14 protein-coding genes and 2 pseudogenes are annotated in these 18,755 nt (G+C 72.6%); 10 read left to right on the forward strand and 6 right to left on the reverse strand.

Translation table 11 applies throughout. From position 1 onward, the window contains the following. Positions 1-105 precede the first annotated feature (105 nt). On the forward strand, positions 106-1,530 hold the full coding sequence (locus tag XF36_RS25380) for an IS1380 family transposase (protein ID WP_060710764.1): 1,425 nt from the start codon (positions 106-108) through the stop codon (positions 1,528-1,530). 343 nt (positions 1,531-1,873) lie between these two features. On the opposite strand, the gene XF36_RS25385 is transcribed toward XF36_RS25380, so the two are convergent. Beyond that, positions 1,874-3,130, reverse strand: a complete 1,257-nt coding sequence (locus XF36_RS25385) for an IS256 family transposase (RefSeq protein WP_060710654.1) — start codon at positions 3,128-3,130, stop codon at positions 1,874-1,876. A 140-nt stretch (positions 3,131-3,270) separates the two neighbouring features. On the opposite strand from XF36_RS25385, the pseudogene XF36_RS31930 reads away from it, so the two are divergent. Then, a pseudogene (locus XF36_RS31930) lies at positions 3,271-3,378 on the forward strand (IS481 family transposase); the annotation flags it as partial. A 125-nt stretch (positions 3,379-3,503) separates the two neighbouring features. On the opposite strand, the gene XF36_RS25390 reads toward XF36_RS31930, so the two are convergent. After that, a complete protein-coding gene (locus tag XF36_RS25390) occupies positions 3,504-4,742 on the reverse strand; it encodes an IS701 family transposase (RefSeq protein ID WP_414706251.1) in 1,239 nt (412 codons plus the stop codon). Between the two features lie 197 nt (positions 4,743-4,939). On the opposite strand from XF36_RS25390, the gene XF36_RS34570 reads away from it, so the two are divergent. The 5 genes and pseudogenes from XF36_RS34570 to XF36_RS25415 all read left to right on the forward strand — a co-directional run bounded on the left by XF36_RS34570 (position 4,940) and on the right by XF36_RS25415 (position 8,854). Then, on the forward strand, positions 4,940-5,602 hold the full coding sequence (locus tag XF36_RS34570) for a TolB family protein (protein WP_238588954.1): 663 nt from the start codon (positions 4,940-4,942) through the stop codon (positions 5,600-5,602). Beyond that, positions 5,488-6,900, forward strand: coding sequence for an alpha/beta hydrolase family protein (locus XF36_RS25395; RefSeq protein WP_238588953.1), 1,413 nt, complete (start codon positions 5,488-5,490; stop codon positions 6,898-6,900). Before XF36_RS34570 ends, XF36_RS25395 begins: the two co-directional genes overlap by 115 nt. Positions 6,901-7,027: 127 nt before the next feature. Then, positions 7,028-7,469 (forward strand): annotated as a pseudogene (locus tag XF36_RS34575) (IS701 family transposase); the annotation flags it as partial. A gap of 177 nt (positions 7,470-7,646) precedes the next feature. Beyond that, the gene (locus tag XF36_RS33475) at positions 7,647-8,402 is read left to right on the forward strand and encodes a UPF0158 family protein (protein ID WP_060713907.1); all 756 of its coding nucleotides are present in this window, start codon (positions 7,647-7,649) and stop codon (positions 8,400-8,402) included. Beyond that, entirely contained in the window at positions 8,399-8,854 is a 456-nt protein-coding gene (locus XF36_RS25415; protein WP_060713908.1) for a HEPN domain-containing protein, read from the forward strand. Before XF36_RS33475 ends, XF36_RS25415 begins: the two co-directional genes overlap by 4 nt. A 28-nt stretch (positions 8,855-8,882) precedes the next feature. On the opposite strand, the gene XF36_RS25420 is transcribed toward XF36_RS25415, so the two are convergent. Further along, positions 8,883-9,647 (reverse strand): hypothetical protein, encoded by a 765-nt coding sequence (locus tag XF36_RS25420; protein WP_060713909.1) that lies wholly within the window; start codon positions 9,645-9,647, stop codon positions 8,883-8,885. 47 nt (positions 9,648-9,694) lie between these two features. Beyond that, positions 9,695-12,553, reverse strand: coding sequence for a leucine--tRNA ligase (leuS, locus tag XF36_RS25425; protein WP_060713910.1), 2,859 nt, complete (start codon positions 12,551-12,553; stop codon positions 9,695-9,697). Positions 12,554-12,760: 207 nt separating this feature from the next. Here leuS and XF36_RS31935 point away from each other — a divergent pair, with 207 nt between their 5' ends. After that, positions 12,761-13,246 carry an SdpI family protein gene (locus tag XF36_RS31935; protein WP_060713911.1) on the forward strand — a complete coding sequence of 162 codons (486 nt, stop codon included), beginning with the start codon at positions 12,761-12,763 and terminating at the stop codon, positions 13,244-13,246. 163 nt (positions 13,247-13,409) lie between these two features. Here the strand turns inward: XF36_RS31935 and XF36_RS25435 are convergent, their stop codons facing one another. Together XF36_RS25435 and XF36_RS25440 are read right to left on the reverse strand one after the other, a co-directional pair. Continuing rightward, positions 13,410-14,006, reverse strand: a complete 597-nt coding sequence (locus tag XF36_RS25435; RefSeq protein ID WP_060713912.1) for a YqgE/AlgH family protein — start codon at positions 14,004-14,006, stop codon at positions 13,410-13,412. Between the two features lie 141 nt (positions 14,007-14,147). Next, positions 14,148-15,623 carry a CCA tRNA nucleotidyltransferase gene (locus tag XF36_RS25440; protein WP_060713913.1) on the reverse strand — a complete coding sequence of 492 codons (1,476 nt, stop codon included), beginning with the start codon at positions 15,621-15,623 and terminating at the stop codon, positions 14,148-14,150. Positions 15,624-15,819: 196 nt separating this feature from the next. On the opposite strand from XF36_RS25440, the gene XF36_RS25445 reads away from it, so the two are divergent. After that, the gene (locus XF36_RS25445) at positions 15,820-16,368 is read left to right on the forward strand and encodes an NUDIX hydrolase (RefSeq protein WP_202968446.1); all 549 of its coding nucleotides are present in this window, start codon (positions 15,820-15,822) and stop codon (positions 16,366-16,368) included. Next, complete coding sequence (locus XF36_RS32760; RefSeq protein WP_060713914.1) at positions 16,365-18,659, forward strand: DUF6049 family protein; 2,295 nt, start codon at positions 16,365-16,367, stop codon at positions 18,657-18,659. The genes XF36_RS25445 and XF36_RS32760 overlap by 4 nt, the downstream gene beginning before the upstream one ends. Positions 18,660-18,755: the final 96 nt, after the last annotated feature.

The raw sequence follows: 18,755 nt of genomic DNA on the forward strand, positions 1-18,755 counted from the left end.
GCTGTGCCGGTGATCTCCGACCCCAACTGAAGAAAGTGCCTCGTGACCAGGTAAGACAGCGGGTGTCGAAGCCCTGTCCGCCATGGTCGAGGAGGCACTTTCCGAGTGCAGACTACAAGCACGCGCCCACCGGTCATCGTGACCGCCGACGGCGCTGGGGTGGTGTCGCACGTCGGGTCGCGTCTGCTGGCCGATGTCGCCGACCGGACCACGTTGACCAGTGAACTCTCGACCGCGCTCGCACCGCTGCGACGAGCTCGGGCGCGTCATGATCCGGGGCGGGTGCTGGTCGATCTGGCCGTCGCGGTCGCCGACGGGGCCACGAGGATCTGCGAGATCGCGGTCCTGGCCGATCAGGGCGCGGTGTTCGGGTCGGTGGCATCGGACTCGACCTGCTGGCGACTGCTCGACAAGCTCGACGAGCGCCGGTTGTCCTCGATCGCGGCGGGGCGGGCGCGGGCCCGGGAGGTGGTCTGGGCCCAGCACGCCGACGTCGATGGTCGCGCGTTTCCCGCGGCTCGGGTCGCCGGCCGCGACCTGCGCCGGCACGGCCGGGACGTGCTGGTGATCGATCTCGACGCCACGATCGTCATCGCCCACAGCGAGAAGGAACAGGCCACGCCCACGTTCAAGAAGACGTTCGGGTATCACCCGATGCTGGCGTTCTGCGACAACACCGGCGAGTTCCTCGCCGCCCGCTTGCGCCGCGGGAACGCCGGTGCGAACACCGCCGCGGATCACATCAACGTGCTCGACGACGCGCTCGCCCAGATCCCTGACGCGTTCCGTCACGGGCACCCGATCCTGGTCCGCACCGACACCGCGGGCGCCACGAAAGCCTTCCTCGCCCACATCCGAGCGCAACAAGACACAGCGGTGAGCTGTGAGTTCTCCGTCGGCTGGGCCGTCACCGACCGCGAACGCACCGTGATCAGCCTGGTCCCGAAGACGGTGTGGGCCGAGGCGGTCGACGCTGACGGCGGGCACCGTGACGGCGCCGGGCTGGCCGAGATCACCGGCTTGCTCCCCGCCTCCGCGTTGGTCGACTACCCGGCCGGGACCCGCGTTGTCGTCCGTCGCGAACGGCCGCATCCCGGCGCGCAGCTCGATGCGTTCGAGGAGCGTGACGGCTGGCGCTACACCGCGTTCGCCACCGACACCCGCGTCGGGCAGCTCGCCTTCCTCGACGCCCGCCACCGCGCCCACGCCCGGGTCGAGGACCGGATCCGCTGCGGCAAGGACACCGGCCTCAACCACTTCCCGTCCCGGTCCTTCGCCGTCAACGCGGCGTGGTTGACCGTGGTCATGCTCGCGGTCGACCTGATCACCTGGACCCAGCGCCTGCTTCTCGACGGCGACCTGGCGAAGGTCGAGCCGAAGGCGTTGCGCTACCGGTTGTTGCACACCGCCGCGCGGATCACCCGCGGGCAACGCCGAGTCTGGGTCCGTATCCAACGGTCCTGGCCCTGGGCGGTCGATCTCGCCCGCGCGTTCGCGCGGCTGTGCGCGTTGCCTGTTCCTGCTGGTTGATCTCCGAAGCCCGACACGACGAGCGGCGGGAGCTCCCGGCAGAACGCGCAGGCCGGCCCCTTCGCCATGCCCACCCATCGAACGAACCGGACCGGATGGGCCTGTCTCGTGATCGGTGTTTCGGCGTCGTTGCTCAGTGAGCCTTTTTCAACCTGCCGTTCCGGCAGCTCAGGGGCCTGGTTGTGTGGGTGCAGACGCCGAGCTAGCGAGCCGGTGACCTGTGCAGCTGTGGTCAGAGCAGTTGCGCTGCAACCTTCGCGATCTCCTGACGCAGAAGCTCGCTGGTCAGGGTCAAGTCCGCTGGCGTGGTGTGTGACGACGACCGCGTGATCTTCTTGTTCGGTCAGGCGCTGAGCGCCGGGATGGTGGTGGTCGAGGTCGCCTCCTCAGCGCTGGTGGCGGTGTCGGGGATCGTGGTGACGCGGGAGCGGGCGAGGACGTCGAGGCCGAGGTAGCGGCGTCCTTCGGCCCATTCGTCGTGTTGCTCGGCCAGGACCGCGCCGACGAGGCGGATCAGGGAGTCGCGGTCGGGGAAGATCCCGACGACGTCGGTGCGGCGCCGGATCTCACGGTTCAGGCGCTCGGAGGGGTTGTTCGACCAGATCTGGCGCCACAGTTCTTTCGGGAAGCCGGTGAAGGCCAGGACGTCGGCTCGGGCGGCGTCGAGGTGCTCGGCGACCTTCGGGAGCTTGTCGGCCAAGGCGTCGAGGACCCGGTCGAACTGGGCGTGCACCGATGCGGCGTCGGGCTGGTCATAGACCGAGTGCAGCAACGCCCGCACCCACGGCCAGGACTGCTTCGGGGTCGCAGCCATCAGGTTCGCCGCGTAGTGCGTCCTGCACCTCTGCCAGGCGGCGCCGGGCAGGGTCGCCCCGATCGCGGACACCAAGCCGGCGTGGGCGTCGCTGGTGACCAGCGCGACGCCGGTCAGACCGCGGGCGGTGAGGTCGCGGAAGAACCCCAGCCAGCCGGCGCCGTCCTCGGCGGAGCTGACCTGCAGGCCGAGGATCTCCCGGTGTCCGTCGCCGTTGACCCCGGTGGCGAGCAGGGCGTGGACTGCCACGACCCGGCCGCCCTCGCGGACTTTGAGCACGAGCGCGTCGGCGGCGACGAAGGTGTAGGGGCCCTGGTCGAGCGGACGCGTCCGGAACTGCTCGACTTGGCCGTCGAGGTCCCGGGCCATCTCTGAGACCTGCGACTTCGACAACCTCGTGATGCCCAGGGAGTCGACGAGTTTCTCCATCCGCCGCGTCGAGACCCCGAGCAGGTAGCAGGTCGCGACCACCGTGGTCAGGGCCCGCTCCGCCCGGCGACGACGCTCCAGCAACCAGTCGGGGAAGTAGGAGCCGTTGCGCAGCTTGGGGATCGCCACGTCGATCGTGCCGGCGCGGGTGTCGAAGTCGCGGTGGCGGTAGCCGTTGCGGGTGTTCGTGCGAGCCTCGGAACGCTCGCCCCAGGCCGCGCCGCACACCGAGTCGGCGTCGGCGGACATCAGGGTGTTGATGAACGTGGTCAACATGTGGCGCAGCAGATCCGGGCTCGCCTGGGACAGCTGCTCGTGCAGGAACTCGGTGGGGTCGATACTGGAGGGTGCGGTCATCGCGTGATCCATCTTCTGTGGGCTGTGAGAGGCGTTCAGAAGATCACGCGGTGGCCGCCCTACAGCTCGACCAGCTCGTCACCGGGCCGGTCGCACACCACCTTGGTGGACGCCACTCCTGCGAAACGGCTCGGCGAGACGCGCTCCCCGGCTGGCTGCACTTCTACAATCACCACCGGCCCCACAGCGCAACCAACGGCCTACCGCCGATCAGTCGCCTGACCAACCTGCCTGGACATCACACCTAGTACTCCAGCCGCAGTTCGTTAGCTGGGCTGTCTTCGTTGCCGGTAGTGGCTTTCGCGGGCTCGGTGTTGGTGACGGCGACGCCAGATCGACCAGGCCCAGCCCACGGTGCGGACGGGGATGTGGATCAGAGATGCCAGGAGACGTCGGATCTCGGCGAGGGTGAGCGGGATGAGCCCGTGAGCAGGTCTTTTGGGGCGATCGCCGCGGTGACCGAGAGGTAGGCGTGGGCGAGCATGGCCAGGGTGATGTGGCGGTACCAGGCGTCGTAGCGGCGGACCTGGTACTGGTCGAGTCCGATGTCGTTCTTCGCGGTCTGGAAGCACTCCTCGATCGCCCAGCGCGCCCCGGCGACCCGGATGAGGTCGTCGTCGCCGGTGCCGGGCGGTCCAGCGCAGAGGTAGTAGGCCAGCTCCGGCTCCATACCGGACTCGAGTTGGGTGGCGGTGAGGATCTGGCGCCGGACCAGTAGCCAGCGCCCCCACCCAGCGGGGGCGTCCGGGGGCGGGTACAGGCCGGCCACCGCCCAGTCATAGAGCCGCTCGCCCTTGGCCCCGGGACCGGCTGAGCGACGCTTCCACGCCTGCTGCGGGGCACGCGCGACCAGGTCGTCAGCACGTCGTGACCCGACCAGCCCGGCGATGTCGACTGCGAGGTCAGCACCACTGGGTGAGAGCGGGATGGATTGGCTGCGCGGTACGGCGACGACATAGCCGATCCGGCGCCGCTCGCACCAGGAACGGAACTCGTGATCCTGTCCGTAGGCCTCGTCCGCGGCCACCCATGCTGCCGGGGCTCCCGCGTCGAGAGCCCGACCGATCATGTCGGTGGCCAGTACCGCCTTGGTGGCGAACTCGACCTCGTCAGGCACCGCCGCGGACCGGCAGCGTTCCCGGTCCCCGGTCCAGGACTTCGGCAGGTAGAGCTCGCGGTCGATCAGCGTGCGGCCCGTGCTCGTGGAATAGGCGCAGAAGACTCCGAGCTGGCAGTTCTCCACCCTGCCCGCGGTGCCGGAGTACTGGCGCTGCACCCCGGCCGACTTGGCCCCCTTCTTCAGGAACCCGGTCTCGTCGACAATCAGCACCCCACCGGCCTCGCCGAGGTGCTCCACCACGTAGTCCCGCAGATCGTCGCGGACACCGTCGGTGTCCCAGGTCGCGGAGTTGAGCAGCCGCTGCATGCCATCCGGCGTCGTGTCGCCGGCGACCTCGGCCAACGTCCACCCGTTCTTCCCCGCCAACGGTGCCAACAGCCCGCGCACATACGCCCGTGCCCGACGCCGCGGCTCTGTCCGGAAGAACCGCCCCGCCACCAGCCCGAACAACCCGTCCAAGCCACCGGCCCACGCCTCGAGACCCTCCTCCACATACACAAGATCAAAGCCTAGCCTAGAGATATCACGAACTGCGGCTGGAGTACTAGTACTGCAACGGCACCTGCGGCGTTTCGCCAGGCGCCTGACCCCTTCGGTATCGTCGGTGATTCGGATCACTGCGCGTTGCGTGTGCCGCGACGGCACAGTGTCGGTTGGGCGCATCGTTGCACCCGGCAGAAGGAACACTGATGGCACCGTCCACGCCCGCTCATCCCGACCTGATCGCGGTCGAGGATCTGTTCGCCCTGCCCGCGCACAGCAAGGCGGTGCTGTCTCCGGACGGCACCCGGATCGCCTATCTGGCGCCGTGGAGCGACCGGCTCAACGTGTGGGTGCGTGACCTCGGTGCGGTCGACGGCGTCGACGGCGAGCCACGCCGGGTCACCGCGGACCGGACCCGCAACATCCTGAGCTTTGCCTGGACCGCGGACTCGCGGTGGTTGCTCTACGCCCAGGACGACGGCGGCGACGAGAACTTCCACCTGTTCCGGGTCGAGGTGACTCGGCCGGACCGCCCGGTGGTGGATCTGACCCCGTATCCAGGGGCCAGGGTTCTGAAGTGGGATCAGCCGGTCGCGCGACCGGGGACAGTGCTGTTGCAGATCAACCAGCGTCGGGTCGACGAGATGGACCTGGCGGAGCTGGACGTGGCCACCGGCGAACTGACCGTGCTGGCTCAGAACCCGGGCCAGGTGATGGACTGGTCGCAGCCCCCGACGGGCGGCTGGTCGTCCAGATGCTGGCCGCTGACGGCACGATCGTCGTGGCGCGCTGGAACGACGGCGCCCCGGAGACCATCGCCGAGTTCTCCGGCCGCGATCACCTCTACGGACTGGTCCCCGGGGAGCTGACCGCGGACGGGTCCGGCATGTGGTTCGGCTCCTACACCGGGTCCGACCGGATGCGGCTGGCCCGACTCGACCTGACCACCGGGGTCGAGACCGAGGTCGACAGCCATCCCGAGCTGGACCTGGACGCGCTGCGCCGCGCAGTGTTGCAGGGGGTCAGACAGACCGAGTCACCGCTGATCCGCCACCGGCACACCGGGGAGCTGCTGGGGGTGCGATACCTCGGTGAGCGCCAGGTCATCCACGCGTTGGACCCGCACTTCGCCGATGTACTGGCCAAGGTCGAGCAGTTGTCCGACGGCGATCTGGAAGCGATCTCCACCGACGACACCGGCACCCGCTGGGTGGTGTCGTTCACCCACGACCGCGACCCGGACCGCACCTGGCTCTACGACCACTCCACGGGCGCGTCGCGGCTGCTGTTCGCCGACGACCCACGCCTGGACCCGGCCGCGCTGGCCCCGATGACGCCGGTGACGATCACCGCCCGCGACGGGCGGGCGCTGCCGTCGTACCTGACCCTGCCGGTCGCGACCGAGCCGACGACCCTGCCGTTGGTGCTGTTGGTGCACGGCGGACCCTGGTACCGCGACGCCTGGGGGTTCGGCCCGCAGACGCAGCTGTTGGCCAACCGCGGCTACGCGGTCCTCCAGGTCAACTTCCGGGGTTCGGTCGGCTACGGCAATGCTCACACTCAGGCGGCGGTCGGGGAGTTCGCGGGGGCGATGCACGACGATCTGATCGACGCGGTGAACTGGGCGGTGGGCCGCGGCCTGGCGGATCCGGAGCGGATCGGGATCGTCGGGGGCTCCTACGGCGGGTACGCGACGCTGGTCGCGGTGAGCTTCACTCCGGATGTGTTCGCCGCCGCCGTGGACTACGTCGGGATCTCCGACCTGGTGTCCTTCGCGAAAAGTGTGCCGCCGTTCGTCCGCAGGAACCTGACCAACTTCTGGGGCCGTTACGTCGGTGATCCGGACGTCCCCGAGCAGGCTGCGGACATGGCGGCCCGGTCCCCGATCCACCGGGCCGACCGGATCCGCACCCCGCTGCTGGTCGTCCAGGGCGCCAACGACGTCCGCGTGGTGCGCGCGGAGTCCGACACCATCGTCGCCGCTCTGCGCGATCGCGACGTCGAGGTGGAGTACCTGGTCAAGGACGACGAGGGACACGGGTTCGTCAATCCGCAGAACCAGATCGACTTCCACCGCGCCACCGAGCGGTTCCTGGCCCGCCACCTCGGCGGACGGACCGACGCCGAACCGGCACCGCACCGAAGCCATAGGAACGATCTTCCGTGATGCTGCCGCAGCCCACGCCCCACGAGATACCCCGGTGAGGTCGACGACCATGCTCCGCCCCGTCCGACGACACGAGGTCCCCGCCACGATCGCCAGCGGCCGCGAACCCGACACCGACCGAGACGCCTGGGAACCGCGCTCGGTCGGCCCGGGCGCGCACGGCGAGCGCGCCTACGACTGGACCGCGGTCACCCTCGACACCGACGGCCTCCCCTCCGGGTCGGGGGCACTGGCTGCTGGCCCGCCGCCAGACCACCGTTCCCGAGGGCAAGACGGTCCGTGAGCTGGCGTTCTACCGCTGCGCCGCACCCGCCGCCACACCGCTGCGGGAGTTGGTCCGGGTCGCCGGGGCACGGTGGGCGATCGAGGAGTGCTTCCAGACCGCGAAGAACGACATCGGACTCGACCAGTACCAGGTCCGCCGCTACGACGCCTGGTACCGCCACATCACCCTGGCCATGCTCGCCCACGCCTACCTCTCGGTCACCGCGGCGATCGCCCCAAAAGACCTGCTCACGGGCTCATCCCGCTCACCCTCGCCGAGATCCGACGTCTCCTGGCATCTCTGATCCACATCCCCGCCCGCACCGTGGGCTGGGCCTGGTCGACCTGGCGTCGCCGCCACCAACACCGAGCCCGCGAAAGCCACTACCGACGACGAAGACAGCCCAGCTAACGAAGTGCGGCTGGAGTACTAGGCCCCGCGACGGCTGCCACGCGCCCCGGACCGGGCATAGAGTCGCCCCGTGCTCGACCCCGCCCGCCTCGATCTGTCCGCGCTCGCGGACGCGCTCGAGGACCGCACGCCGGAGGTCACCCGGTACCTCGACCCGGCCGACGCCGAGGTGCACGGCGTGTCCGGCGGCACCCGGCCCGATCCGGACTGGGTGGAGATCCGGCCGGTGACCAGCCGGGAGTCCTACCGGGACATGTCCGACTTCACCGCGGGCGTGCAGCACCGCCGGGCCGCGGCGCTGCTGGACCGCGCGATCGACGGCCGGGGCGCGTTCCGCCGGTTCAAGAACACGCTGTTCGAGTTCCCCGAGGTCCGTGACCAGTGGTACCGCTTCCGCGACGCCCGTGCCCGGCGCCGGGCGGCGGACTGGCTGGTCGTGGCCGGCCTGATCGGCGCCGAGGACGGCGAGCGGATCAAGGCCCGCCACCCCGATCCGGACCCGTCCAACGACGACGTGCCCGCCGCCGTCGCCGACGACCTGGCCCTGCTCTACGGACCCCGACTGCGCCAGGTGCTGCTGTTCGGGTCCTGGGCCAGCGGGGAGGGCTCGGTCGAGTCCGCGATCGACCTGCTCGTGGTGCTCGACGACGACGGGGTCCCGATCCTGCCATGGGAGGAGGTCCGCGCGATGGACGACGTGCTGTGGCAGCACACCCGGCGGACCGGGCTGACGATCAGCGTGCTGCCGGTCGGGCAGGGCGAGCTCGTCCGCGCCGCCGATCCGACGGTCGTGCGGGCCCGCGCCGAGGCGGTGCGGGTCCGGTGACCCGGCGGGTGAACGGCGGGCTCGCCCGGGCCCGGGTCGAGCTGGGCGGGGCCCGGGTGCTGGCGGAGAACGGCTTCGGCGACGCCGCGGTCTCCCGCGCGTTCCACGCCGCGTTCCGCGCCGCCGAGACCGCGCTGCTGGTGCTGGGGGAGACCCGCGCCGAGCACTCCGAGGTGGTCAGCGCGTTCGTGCGCCGGGTCGTGCGGGAACGGTCGCTGGACCCGCGCGCCGGTCGGCTGCTGCGGTCGCTCTACAACCGGCGGGCGCTGGCCGACCACTCCGACGCGACCGCCCCCGCCGCCGAGGCGCGCGCCGCTCTCGACGACGCCGCGTTCGTCCTCGACGCCGTGGAGGCCTGGCTCGCCGAGCCCGCCCTGTCCACCCCGCCTGCACCGGAGAACGGGGCGACCCGGCGGCCGGAGAAGCCGGTCCGGCGCGGGTCCCGGGCCTGACCGGCCGCAGCGGCGATGACCGCGCGGGTCAGAAGAAGTCCCCGCCGAAGTCGGAGTCGTTGTCGAGCAGGCCCCCGCCGTCGAAGCCGCCGTCGAAGCCCGGGTCGGCTCCGTCGACCCCGCCGTCGAAGCCCGGGTCGTCGAGGGCTGCGCCGTCGGCGAACCCGTCGGCGTAGGCGGCCTGGTCGGCGCCGGCCATCCCGCTGAACAGCGAGGTGAACAGCAACGCCGAGCCGACGCCCCAGGCCCCGGCGACGAGTGCGGGCTTCCACCAGGGCTCGGAGTACCAGCCGCGCGGCACCGGGCGCCCGGCGACGGTCCCGCCGGGGTAGTAGTGGCTGTTGCGGTCGGTCGGTCGGGGCGACGCGCCCAGGCTGCGACCCTCCACCTCGATCTCGCGGTCCTCGGTGACCTCACCGGCGCGGGACTGGCCGGGCAACGGCGGCAGCTCGGGTCCGGGGTCCATGCCCATCGCGGTGCGTGCGGCTCGGACGTAGTAGAGGCCCTCGTAGGCGGTCTCGGTGACCTGCCGGCACTGCGCGGGGGTCCGCGCCTGCTCCATCTGCGAGCCCGCCGCGGTGTAGCGCTCGGCCGCGTCGGCCAGCGCCTGGCGGCTCGCCTCGTCGGTCCCGGTCAGGGCCAGGACCTGGCCGCCGAGCCGTTCCACCCAGCGCCGGGACTCGGCCTGGGCGTCGGCCAGGGCGTCGGCGGAGTCCGCGTTGTGCCGCCGCACCAGCCAGACGACGGCCGCGACGACGGCCAGCACCACGATCAGGGTCAGGACTGTGCTCATGACGGACCTCCTGCCCGCCTCAACGGGCAGGAGGTCGCCTGCGTTCCCTACCGGACGACGTTGACCAGGCGCCCCGGGACGACGATGACCTTCTTCGGCTCGGCCCCGTCCAGCGCGGCGACGACCTTCTCGTCGGCCAGCGCGGCCGTCCGGATGTCGTCCTGGCCGGCGTCGGCGGCGACGACGACCCGGGAGCGGACCTTGCCGTTGACCTGGATCGGGTACTCGACGGTGTCCGCGACCAGGTAGCGCTCGTCGGCGACCGGGAACGGGGCGTAGGCCAGCGTGTCGTCGTGGCCCAGCTTCTGCCACAGCTCCTCGGCGATGTGCGGGGCCAGCGGTGCCAGCATCAGCACCAGCGCCTCCGCGACCTCGCGCTCGACCGGCGTGCCCCGCTTGGTCAGGGCGTTGTTCAGCTCGATCAGCTTCGCGGCGGCGGTGTTGTAGTGCAGCGCGGGGTAGTCGGCGCGGACGCCGGCGATCGCCTTGTTCACGGACCGCAGGATCTCCTCCGACGGCGCCGTGTCGACGACGGTGACCTCACCGGTCGTCTCGTCGACCAGGTTGCGCCACACCCGCTGCAGGAACCGCTGCGGGCCGACGACGTCGCGCGTCGACCACGGGCGGGAGGCGTCCATCGGACCGGTGTACATCTCGTACAGCCGGAAGGTGTCCGCGCCGTAGCGGTCGCACATGTCGTCGGGCGTCACGACGTTCTTCAGCGACTTGCCCATCTTCCCGTACTCCCGGGTGACGGGCTGCCCGTTCCACGTGAAACCGGCGGTGCCGTCCGCCCCCACGACCTCGACGACCTCCTCCGCCGGCACGTAGGTGCCGCGGGCGTCGGTGTAGGCCCAGGCCTGGATGTAGCCCTGGTTGAACAGCTTCCGGAACGGCTCCTCGCTGCTCACGTGGCCCAGGTCGAACAGGACCTTGTGCCAGAACCGCGAGTACAGCAGGTGCAGCACGGCGTGCTCGACCCCGCCGACGTACAGGTCGACGCCGCCCGGGTCGGCGATCGACCGCGCCGTGTCCTTGCCGATCCAGTACTTCTCGGCCTCGGCGGAGACGAACCGCTCGGTGTTCTCCGGGTCCAGGTAGCGCAGGTAGTACCAGCACGACCCGGCCCACTGCGGCATCGTGTTCGTCTCGCGGCGGTACTGCTTCGGGCCGTCGCCCAGGTCCAGCTCGACGGCCACCCACTCGTGCGCCCGGGACAGCGGCGGCTCCGGCTCGGAGTTCGCGTCGTCCGGGGCGTAGGTCTTGGGCGAGTAGTCGTCGACGTCGGGCAGGACGACGGGCAGCTGGTCCTCGGGCAGCGCGATCGGACCGTGCTCGTCCCAGACGACCGGGAACGGCTCGCCCCAGTAGCGCTGCCGGGAGAACAGCCAGTCGCGCAGCTTGTACTGCACGACGCCCTCGCCCGCGCCCGTCGCGGCCAGCCAGTCGATGATCGTGCGCTTGGCCTCGTCGACGCCCAGCCCGTTCAGGCTGATCTCGTCGTTCGCGGAGTTGATGGTCGGGCCGTCGCCGGTGTAGGCGCCACCGTCCCAGTCCGACGGCGGCGCCACCGTGCGCACGTGCGGCAGCCCGAACGCGGCGGCGAAGTCCCAGTCGCGGGTGTCCTCGGCGGGCACCGCCATGATCGCGCCGGTGCCGTAGCCCATCAGCACGTAGTCGGCGACGAACACCGGGACGGCCGCGCCGTTCACCGGGTTGGTGGCGTACGCGCCGGTGAACACACCGGTCTTGTCCTTGTTCTCCTGCCGGTCCAGCTCCGACTTGCGCGCGGCCTCGGCGCGGTACGCGGCGACGGCCCCGGCGGGCGTCGCGGCGCCACCGGTCCAGCGGGGATCTGTGCCGTCCGGCCACTGCGCCGGGACCAGCGAGGACACCAGCGGGTGCTCGGGCGCCAGCACCATGTAGGTGGCGCCGAACAGGGTGTCCGGGCGGGTCGTGAAGACCTCGACGGCGTCGTCGGAACCGACCACGGGGAACCGGACGCGGGCCCCCTCGGAGCGGCCGATCCAGTTGCGCTGCATCGCCTTGACCGACTCCGGCCAGTCGACCCGGTCCAGGTCGTCGGCCAGCCGGTCGGCGTAGGCGGTGATCCGCATCATCCACTGCTTCAGGTTGCGGCGGAAGACGGGGAAGTTGCCGCGCTCGGAGCGGCCGTCGGGGGTGACCTCCTCGTTCGCCAGCACGGTGCCCAGGCCGGGGCACCAGTTGACCGGGGCCTCGGAGATGTAGGCCAGCCGGTGGCCGTCGATCGCCGCGCGCCGCTCGCCCTCGGACAGCTCGGCCCACGGACGGCCGTCCGGGGTCGGGCGGGTGCCGGCCTCGAACTCGGCACGCAGCTCGGAGATCGGGCGGGCGCGGTCGGCGTCGGTGTCGTACCAGGACTCGAAGATCTCGCGGAAGATCCACTGGGTCCAGCGGTAGAACTCGATGTCGGTGGTGGACACCGAGCGGCGCGGGTCGTGGCCCAGGCCCAGCTGACGCAGCTGCTGCCGGTAGCGGGCGATGTTGGTCTCGGTCGTCGTCCGCGGGTGCGTCCCGGTCTGCACGGCGTACTGCTCGGCGGGCAGTCCGAAGGCGTCGAAGCCCATCGGGTGCAGCACGTTGTGGCCGTTCATCCGCAGGTAGCGGCCCAGCACGTCGGTGCCGATGAAGCCCAGCGGGTGCCCGACGTGCAACCCCGCCCCGGAGGGGTAGGGGAACATGTCCATCAGGTAGACCTTCGGCTTCTCCGAGCCGGGCTGCCCCGGGTCGGGGGCGTGGAAGGTCTGCTCGGTCTCCCAGAAGTCCTGCCACTTCCGCTCGATGCGGGCGGCCATCTCGGCGTCGTAGCGGTACGCCGGGCGGTCCGCACGCTGCTCGGACGCGGTCGTGGTCTCGGTGCTCATGTCCGTCTCACCTCGGGGATGCCTGTCGTGACGGCCCGACTCGGGGCCCGGAACACGTCGCGGCCGCTCGTGCGCATCACGCAGGAGGGGCCGTCGCGGCGCCGTGTTGTGGCTACGACGCCGCGCCGGGAAGTCGGCGGGCCGTGCACATGTGACCAGGGTAGCCGGGGCGGGCGCCCCCGTTCCTCCGGGTTCTACCCTGGTCACGTGCCCACGACGCTCCGCCTGCTCCTTGCCGCCCTGCTCCTGCTGGCCGGGGTGGTCCTCGTCGTCCTCGCCGTGCTGGGGGCGACCGGCCGGCTGCCGCGCAACCGCTTCGTCGGTGTCCGCACCGCCGACAGCCTGCGGACCGCCGACGCGTTCGCGATCGCCAACCGGGTGGCCGCGCCGCCGGTCGGGGCCGCCGGGGTGATCGCCCTGGTCGGCGGGACGGTGCTGCTGGCCCTGGACCGCCCCGGCGCCGCCCCGTGGGTGCTCGGCGCGATCGCGCTGGTCGGGACGGTCGTGCTCGCCGGACTCGGTGGCGCGGTCGGGGCGCGGGCCGCCTGCGCGGCGATCGCCGCGCAGGCCGCGGCCCCGAGCTGCGGTGGGGTCTGCGCCGGCTGCGACCTGGTGGCCGGCTGCCGCGACGCGACCGGCACCGAGCCGGGCTCGGAGCCCGGGGCCCGCACCGGCCTGTCCCACGAGGCCTGACCGGGCCCACCAGCCGCGGGAACCCGGCCCGCCGGTGAACGGGCCGATGACCTCGTCGGTGCCCCGGCCCCCGTAGAACCCGCCGGGCTGCGGGCGGACCGTCTCCCCGTCGAGGGTGATCCGCTCGAACGGCGCCACGTGGACCGCGACGTGGTCGGCCGCGTCAGTTCCAGGCCGGATCCCGCGGGAACGTGGCGAGCAGCGCCAGCGGGACGCCCTGGCGGCGCAGCACCCGTTCCCACAGCTGGTCGTAGACGGTGGTCAGCAGGTCGTCGGGCAGGCCGGGGACGACGTACCAGTCACCCCGGGCGATCTCCCCACCCAGCTGACCCGCGTCCCAGCCGGAGTAGCCGGCGAAGATCCGCAGGCCGCGCAGCCGCCGCGCGAGCGGGGCCGGGTCGGAGTCGAGGTCGACCAGCTGCACCGGCGGCCGGACCGGCATCAGCCCACCGATCTCGCTGCCGGTCTCCCCGGTCCGCAGGGCGGCCAGGCAGAGCGCGGTGCGGACCTCCACCGGCCCGCCGACGAACATGGTCCCGGGGTCGCTGGTGAGCCCGGCCCAGCGCGGGAGCACGTCCCGCACGGCGGCCTGGCCCGGCCGGTTGAGCACGACCCCGAGGCTGCCCTGCGGACGGTGCTCGATCATGTAGACGACCGTCCGGGAGAAGTTCGGGTCGCCCAGACCGGGGGCGGCGACGAGCAGACTCCCCGGCGTGACCGGGGGAAGAGCGGCGCCTCGCGTGGCGCGGTGTTCCCGCACGGGTCCATGTTCGCACCTACGACGCGGACGCGGTTCTGCCACCCGTTCGCCGTAGCGTCGTACTCCGGACATGATAGTTCATACGTTCGTGTAGGACGTACGTACACCGAAGTGTACGTTCGTACAGGACGTACGTCCTGGTCAGAGGTTCTCGGCCGCCCACGCCCGCAGCGCGGCCTCGGCCTGCTCGGCGTCCATCGGCCCCTGCTCCATCCGCAGCGCCAGCATGTGCCGGTAGGCCTTCCCGACGGCCGGCCCCGGCGGGATGCCCAGCAGCTCCATGATCCGGTTGCCGTCCAGATCGGGGCGGATCGCGTCGAGCTCCTCCTGCTTGCGCAGCTCGGCGATCCGGTTCTCCAGGCCGTCGTAGTTGCGCTGCAGGGCCGCGGCCCGGCGCCGGTTGCGCGTGGTGCAGTCCGAGCGGACCAGCTGGTGCAGCCGCCCCAGCAGCGGCCCGGCGTCGGCGACGTAGCGGCGCACGGCCGAGTCGGTCCACTCGCCCTTGCCGTATCCGTGGAACCGCAGGTGCAGGTAGACGAGCTGGCACACGTCGTCGACCAGGGCCTTCGGGTACTTGAGCGCCCGCAGTCGCTTGCGGGCCATCTTCGCCCCGACCACCTCGTGGTGGTGGAACGAGACCCGCCCGTCCGGCTCCTTGCGCCGGGTCGCCGGCTTGCCGATGTCGTGCAGCAGCGCGGCCAGGCGCAGCGTGAGGTCCGGCCCGTCGGTCTCGCGCTCGATCGCCTGCTCCATCACGACGAGCGAGTGGGTGTAGACGTCCTTGTGCTGCATGTGCTCGTCGGTCTCCAGCTGCATCGCCGGGACCTCGGGGACGACGTGCCGGGCCAGACCGGTGTCGCAGAGCAGCTCCAGACCCCGCCGGGGGTGCTCGCCGAGCATCAGCTTGGTGAACTCGGCCTGCACCCGCTCGGCGGTGATCCGGGTCAGCTCGTCGGCCATCGCCGTCATCGCGGTGGTGACCCGCGCGGCGGGGGAGAAGCCGAGCTGGGAGACGAACCGGGCGGCGCGCAGCATCCGCAGCGGGTCGTCGGAGAAGGAGCGCTCCGGGGTGTCCGGGGTGTCCAGGACGCCCTGGGCGAGCGCGGCGAACCCGCCGTGCGGGTCGACGAAGCGGCGCCGCGGCCCGGTCAGCTCGACCGCCATGGCGTTGACCGTGAAGTCGCGGCGCACGAGGTCGCCCTCGACGGTGTCGCCGAAGCGGACCTCGGGGTTGCGGGAGGTGCCGTCGTAGGTGTCGGCGCGGAAGGTCGTCACCTCGAGGGTCTGCCCGTCGCGACGCAGTCCGACGGTCCCGAACGCGATCCCGGTGTCCCAGACCGCCTCGGCCCAGCCGCGCACGATCGCGAGGATCTGCTCGGGGCGGGCGTCGGTGGTGAAGTCGAGGTCGCCGGAGTCCCGGGTCGACGCGCCGGTACCGCGCAGCACGGCGTCGCGGACGCTGCCGCCGACGAGGTAGAGCAGGTGCCCACGGGCGGCGAACCGGGCGGCCAGCTCGTCGGCGACGGCCAGGACGTCGAGCAGTGCGACCACGGCGTTCTCCTGTGCTCGCTGCAACTCGTCCGGGTCCGGGGCGGATCCGGCCGGGGGCCGGGTCACCTGTCGGGCGGTGGAGGACGGGGACGACGAGGACACGACGGGCCAGTCTAGGCAACGCGCCCGGCCGCCGGGCACGGGTCCTCCGGTCGTCCCGCACCGTCCGACCGGTGATCGACGACGGGGCGACCGGGTGACGCCACGGCCGAGGGCGGCTCGTCGACCCCCCTTCGGGCCACCTCCTCGTTACCATCGCCACATGTCCCCCTCCCGCGGCCGCTCCTCGGCAGGGCGCGGCGCGGAACCCGGCCGTGAGAGCCGGGGCGCACGCGCCGGCCGTGCCGGGCGCTCCGACCGGTCCCCGGACGGTCGTCGCCGGCTGCGCACGGTGGACGAGACGTCCGCCGGTGGGCTCGTCGTGCATCCCGAGACCGGCGCCGCCGCGCTGATCGGCCGGCTGGACCGCCGGGGCCGGTTGCTGTGGTCGCTGCCCAAGGGCCACATCGAGGCCGGTGAGACCGCAGAGCAGGCCGCGGTGCGCGAGGTGCAGGAGGAGACCGGCATCATCGGTGAGGTGCTGGCTCCCCTGGGCACCATCGACTTCTGGTTCGTCGCCGAGGACCGGCGCGTCCACAAGACGGTCCACCACTACCTGATGCGCGCCCTCGGCGGCGAGCTCTGCGACGAGGACGTCGAGGTATCCGAGGTGGCCTGGGTTCCGCTCGACGAGCTCGAGGGCCGTCTCGCCTACGCCGACGAGCGCCGGCTGATCCGGCATGCGGCCGACCTGCTGGAGGAGACGGCGTGAGCCGGGTCGCGGCCCTGGTCGCGATCGTGCTCACCGCGGTGGTGGCGCTGTTCCTCCCCGCGGCGTTCCCGGCGGGCGCCCCGCACGCCGCCGCCCGGGACAGTCCGGTGCAGCAACCGGTGCGGCAACCGGCCCAGCAGGCCGCCGCCCCGGTCCGGCTCGACGTCGCCACGATGACCCCGCGGGTGGTGACGTCGGCGGGGCCGGGTGAGCTCGTCGTCACCGGCACCGTCACCAACACCGGCCCAGGGACCGTCGACGACCTGGCCGTCCGGGTGCAGCGCGGGCCGGCGCTCGCCGGTGAGGCGGCGCTGCGGACCGCGCTGGCCGGGGAGGCCGCGGTCGACGACGCGACGCCGCCGTTCGCCGACCTCGGCCCGCTCCCGTCGGGTGCGTCGGTCCCGTTCCGCTACGCCGTCCCGCTCACCGGGCCCCCGCAGTCGACGCTGGCGCTGCCCGACCCGGGCACCTACCCGCTGCTGGTCAACCTCAACGGGACGGTCGACGGCGCGCCGTCGCGGCTGGCCGGGGTCCGCACGTTGCTGCCGGTGTCGTCGCTCCCGGGGGCCGCGTCGCCGCCGGCGCCGGGGGCCACCGCGCCGGTGACGATGCTGTACCCGATCACCGACCCCCCGCGCCGGGTCCCGCCGCTGCCCGGCGAACCGCCGCTGCTGACCGACGACGACCTCGCGGTCTCCTTCGCCCAGGGCGGGCGGCTGCGCGGGCTGGTCGAGGCGCTGGGCTCCGCGGCGCCCGCCGGGTCCCCGACCCGGTCCGCGCTCTGCCTGGCGATCGACCCCGAGCTCGTCGCCACCGCGGCCGCCATGCGCGACGGCTACGACGTCGTCACCGGCCCCGACGAGTCCGAGCCGGGGCGCGGCGCGGAGGCGGCGGGCCAGTGGCTGGCGGCGCTGACCGCGGCCGCGCGCGGGACCTGCGTGATCGCCCTGCCGCCGTCGGACGCCGACCTGGTCGCCCTGGTCCGCGGCGGCCAGGCCGACCTCGTCCGGACCGCGTTGGACAGCGGCCGCCGGACCCTGTCCGCCGAGCTCGGGACCACCGTCCTCGACGGCGTCGTGTGGCCCGTCGACGGCGTCGTCGACGAGGCAACGCTGGACGCGCTCGGCGGCGGGACCCGGCTGCTGCTCTCCGCCGACGGGGTGACCGGCGCGACGGCGTCGGGCCGGGTGCGGGTGGGCGGCTCCGACGGCACCGGCCGGGACGGCGACGAGTCCGCGCTGCTCACCGACCCGCTGCTCACCGAGGCCGCGACCGGACCCGCCGGTATCGAGGTGCAGCAGGGGGCCGCGGGCGGGCTCGCCGGCCAGGACCTCGCCGGGGCCCTCGCGCTGCGCGCCGGGGAGGCCGACGGGCCGCTGGTCGTCGCGCCGCCGCACCGCTGGGCCGCGGACGGACCGGCTGCTGCCGGGGTGCTGACCGCCCTGACCTCGCTGATCCAGGACGGCCGGATCGCCCCGACCGGCCTGCCCACCCTCACCGGGGGCGAGATCCGGACCGGCGGGACACAGCTGTTCTACCCACCGCAGGCCGGCGGCGCGGAGATCCCGGGGAGCATCGTGTCCGGGGTGGCCGACCAGGTCAGGACGATCGAGGCGCTGCGCGCCGCGGCCGAGGCCCGCACCGGGGTCGGGGCGAGCCCCGCCGACGTGTTCGACCCGCTGGTGACCGGCACCCTGCGGACGGTGTCGTCGTGGTGGCGGGGCGACCCGGCGCGCGCCGAGCAGGAGCAGACCGTCGTCGCCGACCGGGTGGCCCAGATCCGCGCCTCGGTGCGGGTGGTCGAGCCGCCCAGCCCGTACTCGCTCGGGACCAGCGACGCACCGCTGCTGATCACCGTAGCCAACGGGCTGCCGGTGACGATGAACGTGCGGGTGGTGCTGTCGAGCACCACCGGTCTGCGGGTCGCCCCGATCGAGGTGCAGGCGGTACCGCCGCGCGGCCGCGTCCAGGTTCGGGTCAGTGCCCAGGTCACCCGCTCCGGGGTGTTCAGCGTGGACGCCGGCCTGCTCACCCCGGACGGCGTCGCGCTCGGGCCGGACACCCGGCTGCGGGTCCGGTCGACCGTCTACGGAACGGTCACCGTCTGGCTGACCGCGATCGCGGGCGGCGTCCTCGTGGTCCTGGTGGTCCGACGGGTGCTGCGCAGGCTGCGTCCGGCCGCCGCACCCGGTCCGTCCGGTGGCCCGGGACCCGGCCCCGGACCGGGCCCGCCCCCCGACGCCCCCGTGCCACCGGGGCCGGCGCCGTCCGGACACGCCCACCGCTCCTGAGCCCGGGAGGGACGTCGGGGAGACACCGGGGAGGGATCGGGGGGAGACAAGGAACACCGACGTCGTTCGCCGTACGGTATTGACCGCTCGTCGCAT

Source organism: Pseudonocardia sp. HH130629-09 (genome assembly GCF_001294645.1).
GTDB lineage: Bacteria > Actinomycetota > Actinomycetes > Mycobacteriales > Pseudonocardiaceae > Pseudonocardia.

What these genes read in the sequence shown, in the direction of transcription:
- XF36_RS25385 (WP_060710654.1), bottom strand. Translation starts at nt 3,130, where the DNA reads ATGACCGCACCCTCCAGTATCGACCCCACCGAGTTCCTGCACGAGCAG.
- XF36_RS34570 (WP_238588954.1), top strand. Translation starts at nt 4,940, where the DNA reads ATGGCACCGTCCACGCCCGCTCATCCCGACCTGATCGCGGTCGAGGAT.
- XF36_RS25395 (WP_238588953.1), top strand. Translation starts at nt 5,488, where the DNA reads ATGCTGGCCGCTGACGGCACGATCGTCGTGGCGCGCTGGAACGACGGC.
- XF36_RS25420 (WP_060713909.1), bottom strand. Translation starts at nt 9,647, where the DNA reads ATGAGCACAGTCCTGACCCTGATCGTGGTGCTGGCCGTCGTCGCGGCC.
- leuS (WP_060713910.1), bottom strand. Translation starts at nt 12,553, where the DNA reads ATGAGCACCGAGACCACGACCGCGTCCGAGCAGCGTGCGGACCGCCCG.
- XF36_RS25445 (WP_202968446.1), top strand. Translation starts at nt 15,820, where the DNA reads ATGTCCCCCTCCCGCGGCCGCTCCTCGGCAGGGCGCGGCGCGGAACCC.